This window comes from Aminobacter sp. HY435 (assembly GCF_027568395.1).
Classification (GTDB): domain Bacteria; phylum Pseudomonadota; class Alphaproteobacteria; order Rhizobiales; family Rhizobiaceae; genus Aminobacter.
Genome location: NZ_JANKZL010000001.1, coordinates 49,617 through 66,229, shown reverse-complemented (window position 1 = coordinate 66,229; position 16,613 = coordinate 49,617). Strand labels below are relative to the sequence as shown.

Below are 16,613 nucleotides of genomic sequence, written 5' to 3'. Positions count from 1 at the left end.
TGGGGCGATGTCCGCGATCAATGGTCCGCCAAACGACAACGGGACGGCGAAAAGCCATCCCGTTTTCAGTTCAGCGATTGGAGGCCTGCCGCTTCGGCCGGGAGGCTGAAGGGCAGGCGGCGGGCGGTCAGGCGTCTTGGGGAGCCTCATCCCGCAAAAGGTTCTTCAGCACCTTGCCCTGCGGGCTGGTGGGCAGCGAAGACCGGATTTCGACAAAGCGCGGGCACTTGTAGTTGGCCATGTTGGCGCGCGACCAGTCGATGATTTCCTTTTCCGTCGCCGCTGTGCCGGGACGCAGCACAACATAGGCCTTCCCGACCTCGCCGAGGCGTTCTTCGGGAACGCCGATTACGGCGACGATGCCGATCGCCGGATGCGTGCTCAGCATGCGCTCGATCTCGGCCGGATAGCAATTGAAGCCGCCGGTGATGTACATGTCCTTGAGACGGTCTTCGATGCGCAGGTTGCCATCGGCGTCGAAATAGCCGACGTCGCCGGTGTGCAGCCAGCCCTCGGAGTCGATGGTCTTGGCGGTCGATTCCGGATCGTTGAAGTAGCCCTTCATGACAATGTAGCCACGGATCACCACTTCGCCTGGCTGGCCGTCGGGCAGGAAGTTCCTGTCGTCGTCCATGATGCGGACTTCCACACCGGCCGCGGCCTTGCCCGCGGTGTTGGCGATGACTTCGTCGGGATCGGTCGCCAGGCACATGGTGCCGTAGCCGCCGCATTCGGTCAGGCCGTAGCCATTGACCACGCCAGCGAAGCCAAGCTCCTCGCGCATGCGGCGGATGAGGATCGAGGGAACCACCGCGCCACCGGTCACGCCGAGACGCAGCGAACTGGTGTCGAACTTCGCCAGTTCCGGATGCTGCAGCATGCCGTGGAAGATGGCCGGCGGTCCGGGAATGACGCTGATCTTTTCCTCGGAGACGCGCTTGAGGATTTCGCCTGCGTCATATGTCAGATGCGGCATGAGGACGGCGCCGCGCATCATCGAGACGATGGCGCCCGAGCGGTAGCCGAAGGCATGGAAGAAGGGCGGGATGACCAGGATGCGGTCATGTTCGCGGATGCCGACGCGCGTTGCCCAGGCGTCGATCGCCTTGAGGCACTGCTGGTGACCGTACATGACGCCCTTGGGGTAGCCGGTCGTACCCGAGGTGAAAAGCATGTCGCAGAGATCATCGGGGCCGACCGTCGCTTCGCGCTCGGCGAGCTCCGCGTCGCTGATGCTGTCGCCCCTGGCGACAAAGCTGTCCCAGTCGAGATCGCCGCCGCGCGGCTCGCCGATGACGACGACCTGTCGCAGGATTTCGCGCGTCTCAGCCTTGAGCTGATCGGGATAGTAGGCGCCGAGGAATTCGCCGACCGAAAACAGCATCGAGGTGCCGCTGCGCTTGACCAGTTCGGCGATCTCCGCGCCCTTGAAGCGGGTGCTGGCGGGGATCAGCACCGCACCGGCGCTGACAAGGCCGAGTGCGGTGGCGAACCACTTCCAGGTGTTGGGGGCCCAGATCATGATCCGGTCGCCCCTCTGGACGCCGGCAGCGATCATCGCCTTGGCGACGCGACGGCGAACGGCATCGAGTTCGACGTAGTTCAGGGTGATGCCGTCCTCAATGGCCGGCCGGTCGCCATAGACCTCCGCGGCGCGCGCGCAAAGGTTGGGGATCGTGGTGAACTTCCAGTTGGCGTCTTCTGCAATCATCTGGCTACCTGACGGCGCGAGGCCGATACGACAAAGGGCTGTGCACCAAGGCGACAGCCGGGCTAGTTTGGCGCGAACATAGGCACCGGCCAGCGGCAGGCATCGTCCGAAGAGACGAATAAAGCCGCCATCGATGGACTTAAAGACCTGTAGGACTGTGCGCAACGACAGACGCGATACGCACGACCAGCGTGGAGAATGAAATGAGCAGCGCGACGCTACCGGCTTCGACCAATTTCGTGGGACGCGTGGTCATTGTGACCGGCGGCACCAAGGGAATCGGGCGCGCCATAGCCGAGGGTTTCCTGGGCGCAGGGGCAGTCGTCGTGGTGTGCGCGCGCACCGAGCCGGACAGCCTGCCGCATGCCAACGGCAACAAGGCGATCTTCATGCAATGCGACGTGCGCACGGCCGCAGCCTGCATCGACCTGCTCGACAGGGTCGGAGAAGAGCATGGCCGCGTCGACGTTCTGGTCAACAATGCCGGCGGTTCGCCCCATGTCGACGCGGCAACAGTTTCGCCGCGCTTCTCCGACGCCATCATCAACCTCAACCTGATGGCGCCGATCTATCTGTCGCAGGCAGCCTACCGGTGGATGGCGAAGCTGCCGGAGGGCGGCAACATCATCAACATTGCCAGCGTTTCGGGCCGCCGACCGTCGCCGGGCACCGCTGCTTATGGCGCGGCCAAGGCTGGGCTTCTGAGCCTGACCGCCAGCCTTGCCCAGGAATGGGCGCCGAAGGTCAGGGTCAACGCCATCATCGTCGGCCTGATCGAGACCGAGAAGGCCGAAGAGACCTACGGATCGCTCGAGGCGCAGGAGGCGATCGCCGCCTCCGTGCCGATGAAGCGCATGGGCCGCGGCGAAGACATCGCCCGCGCCGCCCTGTACCTCGCCAACCCGACCGCGACTTTTGTCACCGGCGCGCAGCTTGAAGTTCACGGCGGCGGCGAAACCCCGCTGTTCCTGGACCTGATCAAGCGCTACGCCAAGCCCGACCAGAGCTGACGCGTGGCCAACCGGGCCGAAACATCCACGGCCTGGCCCGACCACGACCGCCTGGCAGAACTGCTCTATGCCGGCATCACCGAAACAAAGCCGTTCGACGGCTTTCTCAAGGCGTTGCGCACGGCGGTCGACGCCGAGAGCAGCACGCTCATCATCGAGCGGCAGCGCCGGGACCGTCCCGGAGCCATCTATTCGGCCACTGCGTCCGAGGAGCGGATCGCGCGCTACAATGCCCTCTATGCCGAAGATCCGTTCATCGACCTGCCGCTGGGCAAGGTCACGACCCTGGCGGAGCTTGTAGGCGAAGAGGGTTTTTCGCGCTCGGAGTTCATGACCGGCTCCGGCTGGCAGGCTCCTCCGCTGCGGATACAAATGCCGCCCTGGCATTGTCCGGAGTGTCGGCTACGCAGCTGCTTTCTTCATCGTTCGATCGGGTGAGAGGCATTGCTCCCGGAAAGCTGATTGGAAGATCAGGGCATGATTGGTCCACGACGTTGCGTCAGCCTGCTGCCAGATGGCGCTGGCCCAATCCAATGGTCCTTATGGACGATGCGGAGGCGGATCGTTAGGCGGACAGGGCGGCTTCCGATTTCCGAGGAGTAAGTTCATGACTACCAGCATCCGCAGCCGGCGCACCCTCGCAGCCGCCCTGATGTCCTTCACCGCCCTGGCTGGCGCGACTGCCGCGCACGCCGAGGAGACAATCAAGATCGGTGGCATCATGTCGCTGACGGGTGCTGGCGCTTCAATCGGCAAGAACGCCGAGATCGCCTGGAAGCGCGCGATCGAAGATATCAATGCCTCCGGCGGCATCCTGGGCAAGAAGGTCGAGCTCGTCCTTGCCGACACAATGACCGATCCGACGCACGGCGTCAGCGAAATGCGTCGCCTGATCGAAAGCGAAAAGGTGCAGGCGGTTGTCGGCCCTGCGACCAGCCAGGAAACAACGCCGCTGATGCCGATCGGCACCGAAGCCAACATCGCCCAGATTTCCAGCGCCGCCTCTACCCAGCTGACGCCGCAGGTCGGTCCGTATCACTTCTCGACCTCGCCGATCGGCGAGAACCAGATGATCCCCAATATCACCTACGCTCTCGACGTGCTGAAGCTCACCAAGCTGGCGTTGATCTCGGACAATGGCGGCATGTCGAAAGCGGCTGTCGCCGATATCGTCAACTACATGAAGGGCAAGGGCGTCGAGCCGGTCGCCGTGCAGGAATTCGCCTTCCGCACCGAGGACATGACGCCGCAGCTGTTTTCGCTGCGCAATTCCGAAGCCGAGGCTGTTCTGCTGATCAACTCGATCGGCGACGATTCGCGCAAGATGCTGGAAAACCGCTATGACATCGGCTGGGACGTGCCGGTGCTGGCAAGCCTGACCATGACCAACTACGCGGTCGGCAACGCCGCAACCATCGGCACCGAGCCGTTCGAGGGTGTCTATTCGGTGCAGTTCGAAGGCATGACCTACTGCCCGGGCGACGCGCTCGGCGAGAAGGACTTCGCCAAGTTCGCCGCCAAAGCCAAGGCAGAGGTTGCCGAGCTCGACCGCATGGGCGGCCCTTCGGCGCTGGTACCCTACTACATCCAGCCCTTTATCCTCGCAGCTGCGATGAACGGCTCGGGCAAGACCGACGGCAAGTCGGTCGCGGCCTGGATCGAGGCAAACGCCGGCGAGATCAAGACTTTGACCGGCAAGCTTGCGGCGAGTGCCGACAACCACTTCCTGCCTTCGGTCGAGAGCCTCAAGGTGGTCAAGAACCCTTACCAGCTGCGTGAGGACGGTCTCGTCGAGCGCGCCGACTGCGCGCAGTAAGCAGCGCCGGCGCATAACGTGCCTGAGGGCGTCGCCGGTTTCCGGCGGCGCCCTTTCGTTGCCAGGTCTCACCCGATCGAACGATGCGCGCCGACCGGGGCGACGGCACTCTTTTCGCCTGGGCTGGCAAGGGAGGCGCCGATGGTCGAGACGATGATGCTGGATGCGGACATGGCGGCCATGGCGGAGATCATCGCCAAACGCCCCCAGTTCGACCTCCGCAATATCGATATCCCGGCCTTGCGCGCTGCCGTGAATGCCGCCGGCTGGCCGACCGAACGCACAGAGATGGCCTCGGTCGAAGACATCAAGATTGTCGGCGGAGCCACCGCGCTGCCGGCGCGACTCTACAAGCCTCGTCATGGGGAGCGGCTGCCGTTGCTGGTTTTCCTGCATGGAGGCGGTTTCGTTCTGTGCTCGCTCGACACGCACGACAATTTCTGCCGGGCACTGGCCAAGGCGGGCGATTGCGCGGTGCTGTCGGTCGACTACCGGCTGGCGCCGGAACACAAATTCCCGGCGGCCTTCGAAGATGGGCTGGCAGCACTTGAATGGGCAGCAGAAAATGCAGAGTCGCTGGGCTGCGACGCAGAGCGCCTGGCGATCTCGGGCGACAGCGCCGGCGGCAATCTGGCGGCCGCGGCAGCGATGCATGCGTCGCCCGAAATACGCCACGTGCTCCTCCATCTGTTGTTGTTTTACCCAGCAGCCGACCCGTCCGGCTCAGGGCCCAGCTATGAGACCTATCCGCTGACGCCGTTTCTCAGCGCCGAGATGATGCGCTGGTACTGGCGCCAGTACATTGGCGAGACGGCTGATCTGGCCGACCCGCGTGTGGCGCTGATGCGCTCGGCGGGGTTGGCGGGCCTGCCGCAAACAACGGTCGCCATTGCCGAATACGACCCGCTTCGCAGCGAGGTCGAGGCCTTGTGCGCAGCACTGGCCGAAGCCGGCGTGGATGTTGAGGCAAGGCGCTACGATGGTGTTTCGCACGGCTTTGCCAGCATGGTCGGGTTGATCGGCAAGGCGAGCCAGGCGATCGGGTTCGGCGGCGACAGGCTGCGGCGCTCCTTTGAGGCTTCTGCATGAAAACGCTGGAAATGCGCTGGTCACGCGCCGAAGCGATGTCGGAAATCATCGCACTTGAGGCGCGCCCGTGCGAATACTTCGGCTTCTGAACTCAGCGCCGGTCTTCAAGAATACGGTCGGCCGCACGCCAGGCCAGCGCCATGACGGGGCCGTTGGTGTTGCCGGAAATGGGCGCGGGAATCGCCGAGGCATCGACGACACGCAGGCCTTCGACCCCATGGACGCGCAGCCTTTCGTCGACCACGGCGCCGGCATCCGTGCCCATCCGGCAGGTGCCCGTTGCGTGCAGGCCGGAAACGAACGTTCCGCGGAAGGCATCCAGCAATGCGGCGTCGGACTGAACGCCTGCGCCGGGCCAGATCTCCTCCTTGACATAGGGGCGAAGGGCGGGCTGGGCAACAAGCTCGCGCATGATGCGCATCATCGAAACGGCCACGCGGGCGTCGGCTTCGGTCGCCAGCCAGTTCGGCCTGATCCGCGGCAGGTCGCGCATGTCCGAAGTGCGGATGGCGATCTCGCCACGGCTCTCCGGCCGCAACGCGTAGCCGATGATGGTCAGGCCCGGCTTGTCCTCGAGCTGCAATTTTCCCTGCAAAAGCCCCCGCGCGAAGGTGTAGGGCGACAGCGACAGCTGGATATCGGGGTAGGCGACTTGCGGCGACGAGCGGACGAAGCCGCCCATTTCGGAAGCGCCGAAGCTCATCAGCCCGCTGCCGCAGAGATAGTAGCGGAGAACCTCGCCGATCAAGCGCAGGCCTCGAAGCCGAGGGTTGTGACCTTCCAATCCTGCCAGCCGGTATGGCAGCGCGACAACCAGGTGCTCGGCGAAATTCCTGCCCACGCCCGGCACCACCGCCACCTTGTCCACCCCGGCTGCTGCCAGCACGTCGGCCGGGCCAACGCCCGACACTTGCAACAATTGCGGCGACTGGATCGCGCCGCAGGCGACGATCACGTCCGACCTGGCGCGGGCAATCCGCCTGTGACCGCTCTTGAGAAACTCGACGCCCACGGCGCGCCGCCCTTCGAAGACGATCCGCGTCGCCTGGGCAGTGGTCATGACGGTCAGGTTATTGCGCGAAAGAGCAGGGTGCAGGAACGCCCGCGCCGCACTCATGCGTCGGCCGTCGTGGCCGACAGTATGCTCATAGGTGCCGATGCCCTCCCTGGACGGACCGTTCAGGTCATCAAGCGTGCGCAGGCCGTAGGACACGCCGGCGTCGAGAATCGCCTGGCCGAGCGGATTGGCGAGGGGACGCATGCTGACTTGCAGCGGGCCGCGGCCGCCGCGCAGGTCGTTTCCGCCGAGCTGACGGTTTTCCATCCTGTGGAAAACGGGCGCCATGTCCGACCAGTCCCAGCCGTTGACGCCGAATTGACGCCAGCCGTCGTAGTCCTCGGGCGCGCCCCGGCAATAAAGCATGCCGTTGATCGAGCTCGATCCGCCCAGGCCGCGGCCGCGCGCCCAGGTTTCACCCCTTGGGCGCCCCGACGCATGCTCCACCGGGAAGTTCCAGGACCGGTTGGCGCTCTTGGTAAGTTTCACCCAGCCACGCGGCATGCGCACCAGAGGATGCAGGTCGGAAGGCCCGGCCTCGAGCAGCAGAACCCGGTGCGCGGGATCCTCGCTCAGCCGTGCGGCCAGAACACAACCGGCGGAGCCGGCCCCGACGATGATGGTATCGAATTCGCTCATGACACGATCTCGGCCCGGCAGCCTTGCACCGGCATCCTACAAACGAATTAGCCCGCCTTTGGCGGGCAGCCGTTAGCGCGACAACGAACGTGCGCTAGTCCGCATGGACGATGCCTCCAGGTGGGTGATCTTGTGAGTTCACCGGAAGAGCCCGCGCGCCAATTTTCTGGAAGCGCCGTTCTGGCGCGCGCAAGGAGGTTTGCGCGCACCCAAGCATCCGTTTCGGGAGGATACACATGAGGAAATCCATCTTCGCGGCAGCCTTGCTGCTGTCGACCGCGCTGACCGCTGCGGCTCAGGACGCGCCGAGCGTCAAGCTTGGCGTGCTCAATGACCAGAGCTCGTCCTTCTCGGCCCTTGGCGGCACTGAAGTGACCGAGGCCGTCAAGCTCGCCATTTCGGATTTCGGCGGCGAAGTGCTCGGCAAGCCGATCGAGATTGTTTCAGCCGACCATCAGAACAAGCCGGAAGTGGCGCTGTCGATCGCCCGCGAGTGGCTGGAGCGTGACAATGTCGACGCGCTGTTCGACGTCGCCAACTCGGCCATCGCGCTCAGCGTCAACACGCTGCTCGGCGAGCAGAAGAAGCTCGGCTTCTTCGTGTCGCCGATGACCGACAAGATGACGGAAGCCGATTGCAACGGCTACGGCATGGCCTGGGCCTATGATGCCTATTCGCAGGTGCGCTCCTCCGTCAGCGCCCAGCTTCAGGCCGGCGGCGAGACCTGGTTCATCCTGTCGCCCGACTACGAAGCCGGCAAGGTGATGGAAGCCAGCGTGAAGGCCGCCGTCGAGGAGGAGGGTGGCAAGATCCTGGGCGCCGTTCGTGCGCCGCTCGGCTCGACTGACTTCTCGTCCTACATCCTGCAGGCCCAGGCTTCCGGCGCCAAGGTGCTGGCGCTGACCGTCAACGGCCCCGAGCTGATCAACACGCTGAAGCAGGTGCAGGAGTTCGGCCTGATCGACCAGGGCATGCGCGTCGCTGTGACCGTGCTGCACCAGTCGGATGCGCGCGCCATCGGCCTCGAAGCGCTTAAGGGCATCCAGTTCGCAGCCGCCTGGTACTGGAACACCGACGACGCATCCAAGCGCTTCAAGGAAGAGATGCAGAAGAAGACCGGCAATGCGCCGGGCTGGGTCGCAGCCGGTGCCTATTCGGCGGCCACCAATTACCTGAACGCTGTCAAGGCCGCGGGTACCGACGAGCCGACCGCGGTGCTTGCCAAGTTGCGCGAAGGCAAGATCAACGACCTGTTCGCAAAGAACGCCACGCTGCTGCCGAATGGCCGTCTGGCGCATGACATGCAGCTGCTGGAGGTCCGTGCGCCGGGCGAAGCTCCCGATGCCCAGGACGTGTTCAAGGTCGTGACCACCGTTCCGGCTGACCAGGCATTCCGCTCGATCGACAAGAGCGCCTGCAAGCTGTCCAAGAGCTGAGTTGAGTTGCCGGGCCGTCGTCTGGCGGCCCGGCAATATTCGGGAGCGAACCTTGCCTGGCTATCTGATCTTTGAAATCGAGGTCACCGATCAGGCGGCCTACGATCACTACCGCGAGGTGGCGGGCCCGATCCTGGCTGGCGGGGGCGGACGTTTCGTCCTGTCGAGCGACCGTATCGAAAGCCTGGAAGGCGACTGGCAGCCGGCCTCGATCTCGGTGGTGGAATTTACGAGCGCCGAGGACGCGCGCCGCTTCTACCGCTCGGACGATTATCAGAAGGTCGTCGCGCTCAGGCAGGTCGCATCTCGCGCCAGAGGCATACTCGTCGACGTCTAGGGCCGACGAGTCGGCATCGCCGCATCATTCAAAGCATTCGGGAGGACAAGGTGCGACAAGGCACTTCGGACGACTACATCATCGAGGCGTCTGGGCTGAGCCGGTATTTCTACGGCTTCGCCGCCGTGAAGGACGTCGACCTCAAGGTCCGTCGCAATACCATCCACGCCCTGATCGGTCCGAACGGTGCCGGCAAGACGACGACCTTCAACCTCATCACCAAGTTCCTGGCGCCGAGCGAAGGCACCATTCGCTACAACGGCGAGGACATTACCGCGCTGAAGCCGGAAGAGGTGGCGCGCAAGGGACTCGTCCGCTCGTTCCAGATCTCGGCCGTGTTCCCGCGCATGAGCGTGCGCGAGAACGTGCGCATGGCGCTGCAGCGACCGACAGGTACGTCCTACCGCTTCTGGCAGAGCGAGCGCACGCTCGGCGTACTCAACGACCGCATCGACGAGTTGCTTGACGCTGTCGGAATGCTTTCCTATCGCAACCATGTTGCCGTGAACCTGCCTTACGGGCGCAAGCGGGCGCTGGAGATCGCAACAACGCTGGCGCTCGATCCCGAGATGCTGCTGCTCGACGAGCCGACCTCCGGCATGGGCCACGAGGATGTCGACCGCATCGCAGAACTGATCCGCAAGGTATCGGCCGAACGCACCATCCTGATGGTCGAGCACAACCTGTCGGTCGTCGCAGCCCTTTCCGACACCATCACGGTGCTGGCGCAAGGCCGCGTGCTGGCCGAGGGCAACTACGAGACCGTGTCGCGCGATCCGCGCGTTGTCGAGGCCTACATCGGTGGCGCAGATGACTGAAAACAACAACAAGACGGTTCTCGAAATCGCCGACCTGCATGCCTGGTACGGTGAAAGCAAAGCGCTGCACGGCATGAACTTCGACATCCGCGAGGGCGAGCTCGTCACCCTGCTTGGCCGCAACGGCGCGGGCAAGACGACCGCCCTGCGCTGCATCATGGGGCTGGTGCGCAAGAAGACCGGCGCGATCAGCTACCGAGGCGAAAACCTGACCCAGAAGGCGCCCGAAATCGTTGCGCGCCGCGGCATCGCCTACTGCCCCGAAGAGCGCGGCATCTTCTCCAGCCTGTCTGTGGCCGAAAACCTCGAACTGCCACCGGTCATCGCTCCGGGCGGCATGAGCGTCGACGAAATTCTCGAGCTGTTTCCGAATCTCAAGGCGCGCTGGTCGAGCCCGGGCACCAAGCTGTCGGGCGGCGAACAGCAGATGCTGGCCATCGGCCGCATCCTGCGCACCGGCGCCAAGCTACTGATCTTCGACGAGCCGACCGAGGGCCTTGCCCCGGTCATCGTCAAGCAGATCGCCGTTGTGCTCGAAAAGCTGAAGGCGAGGGGCTTCACCATCCTTCTGGTCGAGCAGAACTTCCGTTTTGCGTCGAAACTCGCCGACCGGCATTTCGTCGTCGACCACGGCAAGGTCGTCGAGCGCTTCAAACGCGACGAGCTCGCCGGAAACGAAGCCAAGATCCAAGCTTACCTCGGGGTGTGATGGCCATGATGGACCTGATTGGCGTTCCGCCTGCACTACTTTTCGGCCAGTTGCTCGTTGGCCTCATCAACGGCTCGTTCTACGCCATGATGAGCCTTGGCGTGGCGATCATCTTCGGCATGCTGCGCATCGGCAACTTCGTCCATGGCGCGCAGTACATGCTGGGGGCGTTCGGCGCGTGGTATCTGCTGCGCCTGCCCGAACTGTTCCCCGGCCTCGGCCTGCCATCCATCGGCTACTGGTGGGCGCTGGTCATCGTGCCTCTGGTCGTCGCCGTCATCGGCGCGCTGATGGAGCGCATCTTCATCCGCCGCGTCTACGACCTCGACCATGCCTATGGTCTGCTGCTGACCGTCGGCCTCGCCATGGCGATCGAGGGCGCCTTCAACGTCTATTACGGCGCGGCCGGCCAGATGTACGGCGTTCCGGACTCGTTGAAGGGCGGCATCAATCTCGGCTTCATGTTCCTGCCGATCTACCGCGCATGGGTCATCGTTGCCGCAATCATCGTCTGCTTCGGCACCTGGTACACGGTCGAGCGCACCAAGCTGGGCTCCTACCTGCGCGCGGCTACCGAAAATCCGGACCTGGTCCGCGCCTTCGGCATCAACGTGCCTCGGCTGCTCATGCTGACCTATGCCTTTGGCGTCGGGCTTGCCGGCTTCGCCGGCGTGATGGCGGCGCCGATCTACCAGGTCAGCCCGCAGATGGGCCAAGGTATCATCATCACCATCTTCGCCGTGGTGGTCATCGGCGGCATGGGCTCGATCTTCGGTGCCATCGTTTCCGGCCTGATGCTGGGCGTGATCGAGGGCCTGACCAAGGTGTTTTATCCGCAGGCCTCGGCAACGGTGATCTTCATCATCATGGCGCTGGTTCTGATCTTCCGGCCCGCCGGTCTGTTCGGCAAGGAAACCACCAGCCACTCCGTTGCCGACGTCTCGTCGGGCCGCTCGGGCAGCTTCCTTGAAAACGGACGCCTGTGGCTCGCGATCTTCACCGTTGGCGGTCTCGCGATGCCGTTCGTCGTCTATCCCATCATGGCGATGAAGATCCTGGTGCTGGCGCTGTTTGCCTTGGCCTACAATCTGATCTTCGGCTATGTCGGCCTGCTCGCCTTCGGTCATGCCGCATTCTATGGCTCGTCGGCCTATGTCACGGCGCATGCGGCCGCCGCCTGGGGGCTGCCGACCGAGATCTGCATCCTGATGGGCGTCGCAACGGCAACGGCGGTCGGCACGCTGTTCGGCTGGCTGGCGATCCGCCGGCAAGGCCTGTATTTCGCCATGATCACCCTGGCGCTGGCGCAGATCATCTATTTCTACGCTGTGCAGGCGCCGTGGACGCATGGCGAAGACGGTATCCAGTCGGTGCCGCGTGGCACGCTGTTCGGCGCGATCGACCTCTCCAATACGTTCAACATGTATTACGTCACGCTGGCTGTGTTCCTGGCGGGGTTCGCCTTCGTCTACCGGATCATCCATTCGCCTTTCGGCCAGACGCTGAAGTCGATCCGCGAGAACGAGCCGCGCGCCATCTCGCTCGGCTACTCCACCGACCGCTTCAAGCTGATCGCCTTCATGCTGTCGGCGATGCTGGCAGGCGTCGCGGGTGCGTTGAAGGCGATCATCTTCCAGCTCGCCTCGCTCGCCGACGTGTTCTTCATGACCTCGGCGGATGTGCTGCTGATGACCCTCATAGGCGGCGTTGGCACCTTGCTGGGACCGGTGGTCGGCGCCGCAGTCCTGGTGACGCTGCAGCGTGAGCTGGCGACCTTCGGGGCCTGGGTGGTGGTGATCCAGGGCGTGATCTTCGTCCTGTGCGTGCTCTTCCTGCGCAAGGGCATCATCGGCACGCTGGAGGAATTCCTGGCGAACCGGGCCGAGCGCAAGGCGCAAGGCGCAACCCCGGCCAAGGCGAAAGTCGCGCCATGAGCGCGCCGTCGACTGTTGTCATCGGCATGGGGCCTGGTCTTGGCCAGGCCCTGGTGAAAAAGTTCGCCCGAGAAGGTCACCGCGTTGCCTTCGTCGGCCGCCGCGCCGAAACGATTGCGCGCTACGAACAGGATTTGCGCGCCGAGGGGCTGGATGTCACCGGCTTCGTAGGCGACGCCGGCAGGCCTGACGACATGGACCGCGTCCATGCCGCCATCCGCAGCCAGCACGGCAATGCGGAGGCGCTGGTCTACAATGCCGCGATCATCGAGCCGGCGCGCTTTGTGACGCCGTCTCGTCTCGACGAGGTGAAGTACGGCACCGCCGACGGTTGGAAATCGCATGGCGAGGCAGCCAGCGTCGACTATGTCGTCGACGCGTTCCGGACCAACGTCGCCGGCGCGCTGCATGCGGCGCAGGCGGTTGCGCCTGCGATGATCGAACGCGGTCGCGGCACAATCCTGCTGACCGGCGGCGTGCTTGCATTCGGTCCGTGGATCGAATGGGGCGTAACATCCCTCGGCAAGGCGGCGCTGCGCAGCCTCGGGCACTCGCTCGACAAGGAGCTTTCGCCGTCAGGCATCCACGTCTCGACCGTCGCCATCCATGGCACGATGCAGGCAGGAACGCCCTACGACCACGATCTCGTCGCCGAGGCCTACTGGAAACTGCATGTCCAGCCGCGCGACCAGTGGCAGCCGGATTTCCATTTCAGGCAGGACGCAGAAGACGGCGGGGATCCCGACGCATGAGCGCACCGGCGATCCGCTTCGACGGCAGGCGGGCGCTGGTCACTGGCGGTGCCAGCGGCATCGGCGAGACGGCCGCCCGGCTGCTGGGCGATCTCGGCGCGCGCGTGGTCATCGCCGACCTCAATCGTGAGCAACTCGACCCGGCGACACGGCGCACCGGAGCAGTGGGCGCGACCCAGGGTGACGTCGCCAGTGAAGCCGATGCCGAACGCATGGTCGGCGAGGCGATGGCCATGCTGAGCGGGCTTGACCTCGTTTTCAATTCTGCCGGCATCGGCGACGACCTCGTGCCGGTGCACGAGCAGTCGGTGGAGCGCTGGCAGCGCGTGGTAGACGTCAACCTGCGCGGCACCTACCTGATGTGCCGAGCCGCATCGCGGCCGATGCTGGCGCAGAAGCGCGGCGCCATCGTCAACGTGTCGTCCATCGTCGGACTTGGGGGCTTCCCCAGGCGTTCGGCCTACGCTGCCGCCAAGGCCGGCATCAACCATCTGACGCACACTCTGGCCTGCGAATGGGGCCCACATGGCATTCGCGTCAATGCGATTGCACCGGCCTATACGCGCACACCGATGGTCGAGGCGCTGCTCGAGCGCAAGGCGTTCGATCCGACGCTGCTGGAGCGCCGAACGCCACTTGGCAGATTGGCCGTGCCGGAGGAGATGGCGCAGGCGGCCGTGTTCCTGTTGTCGGACTGGGCGTCCTACATCACCGGGACTGTGTTGCCGGTCGACGGCGGCTGGAGCGCTTTCGGCGGCGCAGGTGACGTTGTGAGCGCCTGAGCAAGTTGCAGTCGATACTGAACATATCCTAACAACTGATTGATATATAATACAACGGCCGCGCATCGCGCGGCCGTTTCAGTGCTCCGGCTATGCCGGAAATCACTTGTTTCTGAAATCATCGAGGCGGTTTTCGCGCAGTGCCAGCACCAGCTCGCGCTTGCGGATCTTGGCAGCCTCGACGGGCATGGTGTCGATGAAGTGGACAGCGCGCGGAGCCTTGTAGGCTGCGAGGCTTTCGCGGCAGTAACGGATCAGTTCCTCGGCAGTCGCGTTCTGCCCTTCGGCCTTGACGATGACCGCGACCGGGATTTCGCCCTTGCTCTCGTCGGGCGCGCCGACAACAGCGCACATGGCCACCGCTGGGTGCTTGTAGAGCAGCGCCTCGATTTCGAGTGGATAGACATTGTGGCCGCCGGCAATGATGACGTCCTTCTTGCGGTCGACGATGAACAGGTAGCCGTCCTCGTCGACATAACCGAGGTCGCCCGACTTCCAGCCGCCATTGCCGAAGGCTTCCGCTGTTGCCTTCTCGTCCATCCAGTAGCCTTGCGCGACGCAGTCGCCTTCGATGATGACCTCGCCGATTTCACCCTGCTGCAAGGCATTGCCCTCGTCGTCGACGATCGAGATGCGCGAACTGCCGACCGGGAGGCCCGCCGAGCCTGGTTTGCGGATGCCGGCAGTCGGTTCCATGACGTTCTGGCCGCTGGTCTCGGTCGAGCCGTAGACCTGGGTCACCCGAGCGCCCGACAGCTCCTCGAAACGACGGATGACCGGTTGCGGAACGGGCGAGCCGCCCGTGGTGCAGATGCGCAGCGACGACAGGTCGTGCTTTGTCGGATCGACCTCGTTGACCATGTAGACATACATGGTCGGGGTGCCGCCGAAATAGGTGGCCTGATGCCGGCCGATGTCGGACAGAACCCGCTGTGTGTCCCAACGCTCGTGCAGCACGATGGTGCCGCCGGTGTAGAGGCAGAGGTTGAGCGTCACCGTCAGCCCGAAATTGGTGAACAGTGGCACGGCGCAAAGATAGGTTTCCTCTGCGAAGCGCGTGCGGTGGGACACCATCATGTCGCGCAGCGTCGAGCACTGGTTGAACTGCGACTGCGCGGCGCCCTTGGGCGCGCCTGTCGTGCCGGAGGTGAAGAACAGGGCGCAGATGTCATCGATATGGCAGGCTGCGTCCTCGAACGTCGTGGGCGCTGCGGCCATCAGTGCGGTGAGATCGTCGGCACTGCCATCGCCGGAGGCCACCAGGCAATGGGCAAGCTCGTCGAATTCGCCCCTGATCTCCGAGAAATAGGGCCAAGTCGATCCGTCCGCGATGAGCGCCTTCATGCCAGTCTGGGCAACGATCTTGCGCAGTTCGGCGTGGCGGAACATGGCGCTTAGCGGCGCAGGGATCGCGCCGAGCCGCTGGCAGGCCCAGAAGCCGACTGCCATCATCGGCGTGCTCGGCAGGTAGAGGCCAACGCGATCGCCCTTGGCAACCCCGCGCGCGGCAAGCACGTTGGCCAGTTGCGCCGTCAGTTCTGAAAAGCGCGCGTAGGTGATGGTTTCGTTGTCCGTCACGATAAAGCGGCGGTCGCCGATCAGCCGCGCATTCCGCGCCAGGACCTGGCTCAGGATTTCCATACGTGTATTCCTGCACTCGAAAATGGGATTCTGTGCCGACTTCAAGACCCGCGGGTCAATCCGGACATCGTCTGCACAGACTAAGCAACCGCAGGCCCGCTCAGGAGATCAGGATGCCGCCGTCGATTGGCAGCTGATGCCCGGTCATCTTCCGCGATTCGTCCGAGGCCAGGTAGAGCGCCGCGTTGGCCACGTCGATCGGTTCGGCGATGCCGAGCAGGTAGGCGTCGAACTGCGCCTTCAGGTGCGGCTCCCGCTCGAAGAAGCCGAGCACGCGGTCAGTGGCGACCGCGCCCGGAACCAGCGTATTGACCCGGATGTTGTCCTTGGCGAACTCCACCGCCATCGAGCGCGTCAGTGAGATGATGCCGCCCTTGGCGGCCGAATAGGCGTCGCGATTGGGGATGCCCATGGCGCCGACGATGGACGAGCAGTTGATGATCGAACCGCCGCCAGACTGCTGCATCAGCGGAATGGCGTTGCGGCAGCAGACCCAGGTGCCGAACAGGTCAAGCTTGATGCAGCGCCAGAACTCCTCGAACGGCGCGACGGTGACCGGTCCGTCAGCCGAACTCGAACCACCGGCATTGTTGTAGAGCACGTCGAGGCGGCCCCATGCGTCCATGACAGCCTTGAATGCGACCGCGACGCTTTCCGGTTCGGTCACGTCCGTCTCGACATACATGGCTACGCCGCCGGCGGCGTTGATCGACGCTGCAATCGCTTCGCCCTTGTCGCGGCTGCGGCCTGCGACTGCGACCTTGGCACCTTCCTGTGCGAACAGCCGTGCGGCAGCCTCGCCAATGCCGCCGGTCGCGCCGGTTATGAATGCGACTTTGCCTGCCAAACGGGCCATGATTTTCCTCCTGAACTGATTGCGCG

General features: G+C 64.3%; 15 protein-coding genes and 1 pseudogene. 12 read left to right on the top strand and 4 right to left on the bottom strand.

Annotated elements, in window-relative coordinates; all coding sequences use genetic code 11:
* Positions 1 to 127: 127 nt before the first annotated feature.
* A complete protein-coding gene (locus PCJ21_RS00315; RefSeq protein ID WP_269929388.1) occupies positions 128 to 1,711 on the bottom strand; it encodes a FadD3 family acyl-CoA ligase in 1,584 nt (527 codons plus the stop codon).
* A 203-nt stretch (positions 1,712 to 1,914) separates the two neighbouring features.
* On the opposite strand from PCJ21_RS00315, the gene PCJ21_RS00310 reads away from it, so the two are divergent.
* The 4 genes from PCJ21_RS00310 to PCJ21_RS00295 all read left to right on the top strand — a co-directional run bounded on the left by PCJ21_RS00310 (position 1,915) and on the right by PCJ21_RS00295 (position 5,626).
* Positions 1,915 to 2,721: an SDR family oxidoreductase gene (locus tag PCJ21_RS00310; protein ID WP_269929387.1), complete on the top strand. Its 807-nt coding sequence runs from the start codon at positions 1,915 to 1,917 to the stop codon at positions 2,719 to 2,721.
* Between the two features lie 3 nt (positions 2,722 to 2,724).
* Positions 2,725 to 3,159 carry a hypothetical protein gene (locus PCJ21_RS00305; RefSeq protein ID WP_269929386.1) on the top strand — a complete coding sequence of 145 codons (435 nt, stop codon included), beginning with the start codon at positions 2,725 to 2,727 and terminating at the stop codon, positions 3,157 to 3,159.
* Between the two features lie 169 nt (positions 3,160 to 3,328).
* On the top strand, positions 3,329 to 4,537 hold the full coding sequence (locus tag PCJ21_RS00300) for an ABC transporter substrate-binding protein (protein WP_269929385.1): 1,209 nt from the start codon (positions 3,329 to 3,331) through the stop codon (positions 4,535 to 4,537).
* A 141-nt stretch (positions 4,538 to 4,678) separates the two neighbouring features.
* Complete coding sequence (locus PCJ21_RS00295; protein WP_269929384.1) at positions 4,679 to 5,626, top strand: alpha/beta hydrolase; 948 nt, start codon at positions 4,679 to 4,681, stop codon at positions 5,624 to 5,626.
* Positions 5,627 to 5,717: 91 nt separating this feature from the next.
* Here PCJ21_RS00295 and PCJ21_RS00290 read toward each other — a convergent pair whose 3' ends face one another.
* Positions 5,718 to 7,322, bottom strand: a complete 1,605-nt coding sequence (locus PCJ21_RS00290) for a GMC family oxidoreductase (RefSeq protein ID WP_269929383.1) — start codon at positions 7,320 to 7,322, stop codon at positions 5,718 to 5,720.
* 236 nt (positions 7,323 to 7,558) lie between these two features.
* Between PCJ21_RS00290 and PCJ21_RS00285 the strand changes: the two genes are divergently transcribed.
* The 8 genes and pseudogenes from PCJ21_RS00285 to PCJ21_RS00250 all read left to right on the top strand — a co-directional run bounded on the left by PCJ21_RS00285 (position 7,559) and on the right by PCJ21_RS00250 (position 14,090).
* The gene (locus PCJ21_RS00285; RefSeq protein WP_269929382.1) at positions 7,559 to 8,758 is read left to right on the top strand and encodes an ABC transporter substrate-binding protein; all 1,200 of its coding nucleotides are present in this window, start codon (positions 7,559 to 7,561) and stop codon (positions 8,756 to 8,758) included.
* A gap of 52 nt (positions 8,759 to 8,810) precedes the next feature.
* Positions 8,811 to 9,095: a DUF1330 domain-containing protein gene (locus PCJ21_RS00280; protein ID WP_269929381.1), complete on the top strand. Its 285-nt coding sequence runs from the start codon at positions 8,811 to 8,813 to the stop codon at positions 9,093 to 9,095.
* A 50-nt stretch (positions 9,096 to 9,145) separates the two neighbouring features.
* On the top strand, positions 9,146 to 9,913 hold the full coding sequence (locus tag PCJ21_RS00275) for an ABC transporter ATP-binding protein (protein WP_269929380.1): 768 nt from the start codon (positions 9,146 to 9,148) through the stop codon (positions 9,911 to 9,913).
* A complete protein-coding gene (locus PCJ21_RS00270; RefSeq protein ID WP_269929379.1) occupies positions 9,906 to 10,622 on the top strand; it encodes an ABC transporter ATP-binding protein in 717 nt (238 codons plus the stop codon). Before PCJ21_RS00275 ends, PCJ21_RS00270 begins: the two co-directional genes overlap by 8 nt.
* A 5-nt stretch (positions 10,623 to 10,627) precedes the next feature.
* Positions 10,628 to 11,536: pseudogene (locus tag PCJ21_RS00265) on the top strand (branched-chain amino acid ABC transporter permease); the annotation flags it as partial.
* A 102-nt stretch (positions 11,537 to 11,638) separates the two neighbouring features.
* A complete protein-coding gene (locus PCJ21_RS00260; RefSeq protein ID WP_333474376.1) occupies positions 11,639 to 12,556 on the top strand; it encodes a branched-chain amino acid ABC transporter permease in 918 nt (305 codons plus the stop codon).
* Positions 12,553 to 13,308, top strand: coding sequence for an SDR family NAD(P)-dependent oxidoreductase (locus PCJ21_RS00255; protein ID WP_269929378.1), 756 nt, complete (start codon positions 12,553 to 12,555; stop codon positions 13,306 to 13,308). The genes PCJ21_RS00260 and PCJ21_RS00255 overlap by 4 nt, the downstream gene beginning before the upstream one ends.
* Complete coding sequence (locus PCJ21_RS00250) at positions 13,305 to 14,090, top strand: SDR family NAD(P)-dependent oxidoreductase (protein WP_269929377.1); 786 nt, start codon at positions 13,305 to 13,307, stop codon at positions 14,088 to 14,090. Before PCJ21_RS00255 ends, PCJ21_RS00250 begins: the two co-directional genes overlap by 4 nt.
* A 102-nt stretch (positions 14,091 to 14,192) precedes the next feature.
* On the opposite strand, the gene PCJ21_RS00245 is transcribed toward PCJ21_RS00250, so the two are convergent.
* Positions 14,193 to 15,731: a class I adenylate-forming enzyme family protein gene (locus tag PCJ21_RS00245; RefSeq protein WP_269929376.1), complete on the bottom strand. Its 1,539-nt coding sequence runs from the start codon at positions 15,729 to 15,731 to the stop codon at positions 14,193 to 14,195.
* A 100-nt stretch (positions 15,732 to 15,831) separates the two neighbouring features.
* Entirely contained in the window at positions 15,832 to 16,587 is a 756-nt protein-coding gene (locus tag PCJ21_RS00240) for an SDR family NAD(P)-dependent oxidoreductase (RefSeq protein ID WP_269929375.1), read from the bottom strand.
* Positions 16,588 to 16,613: the final 26 nt, after the last annotated feature.

Coding starts and splice junctions, on each gene's coding strand:
- PCJ21_RS00295 (WP_269929384.1), top strand. CDS start 4,679: ATGGTCGAGACGATGATGCTGGATGCGGACATGGCGGCCATGGCGGAG.
- PCJ21_RS00285 (WP_269929382.1), top strand. CDS start 7,559: ATGAGGAAATCCATCTTCGCGGCAGCCTTGCTGCTGTCGACCGCGCTG.
- PCJ21_RS00270 (WP_269929379.1), top strand. CDS start 9,906: ATGACTGAAAACAACAACAAGACGGTTCTCGAAATCGCCGACCTGCAT.
- PCJ21_RS00250 (WP_269929377.1), top strand. CDS start 13,305: ATGAGCGCACCGGCGATCCGCTTCGACGGCAGGCGGGCGCTGGTCACT.
- PCJ21_RS00245 (WP_269929376.1), bottom strand. CDS start 15,731: ATGGAAATCCTGAGCCAGGTCCTGGCGCGGAATGCGCGGCTGATCGGC.
- PCJ21_RS00290 (WP_269929383.1), bottom strand. CDS start 7,322: ATGAGCGAATTCGATACCATCATCGTCGGGGCCGGCTCCGCCGGTTGT.
- PCJ21_RS00255 (WP_269929378.1), top strand. CDS start 12,553: ATGAGCGCGCCGTCGACTGTTGTCATCGGCATGGGGCCTGGTCTTGGC.
- PCJ21_RS00240 (WP_269929375.1), bottom strand. CDS start 16,587: ATGGCCCGTTTGGCAGGCAAAGTCGCATTCATAACCGGCGCGACCGGC.
- PCJ21_RS00315 (WP_269929388.1), bottom strand. CDS start 1,711: ATGATTGCAGAAGACGCCAACTGGAAGTTCACCACGATCCCCAACCTT.
- PCJ21_RS00310 (WP_269929387.1), top strand. CDS start 1,915: ATGAGCAGCGCGACGCTACCGGCTTCGACCAATTTCGTGGGACGCGTG.
- PCJ21_RS00260 (WP_333474376.1), top strand. CDS start 11,639: ATGCCGTTCGTCGTCTATCCCATCATGGCGATGAAGATCCTGGTGCTG.
- PCJ21_RS00300 (WP_269929385.1), top strand. CDS start 3,329: ATGACTACCAGCATCCGCAGCCGGCGCACCCTCGCAGCCGCCCTGATG.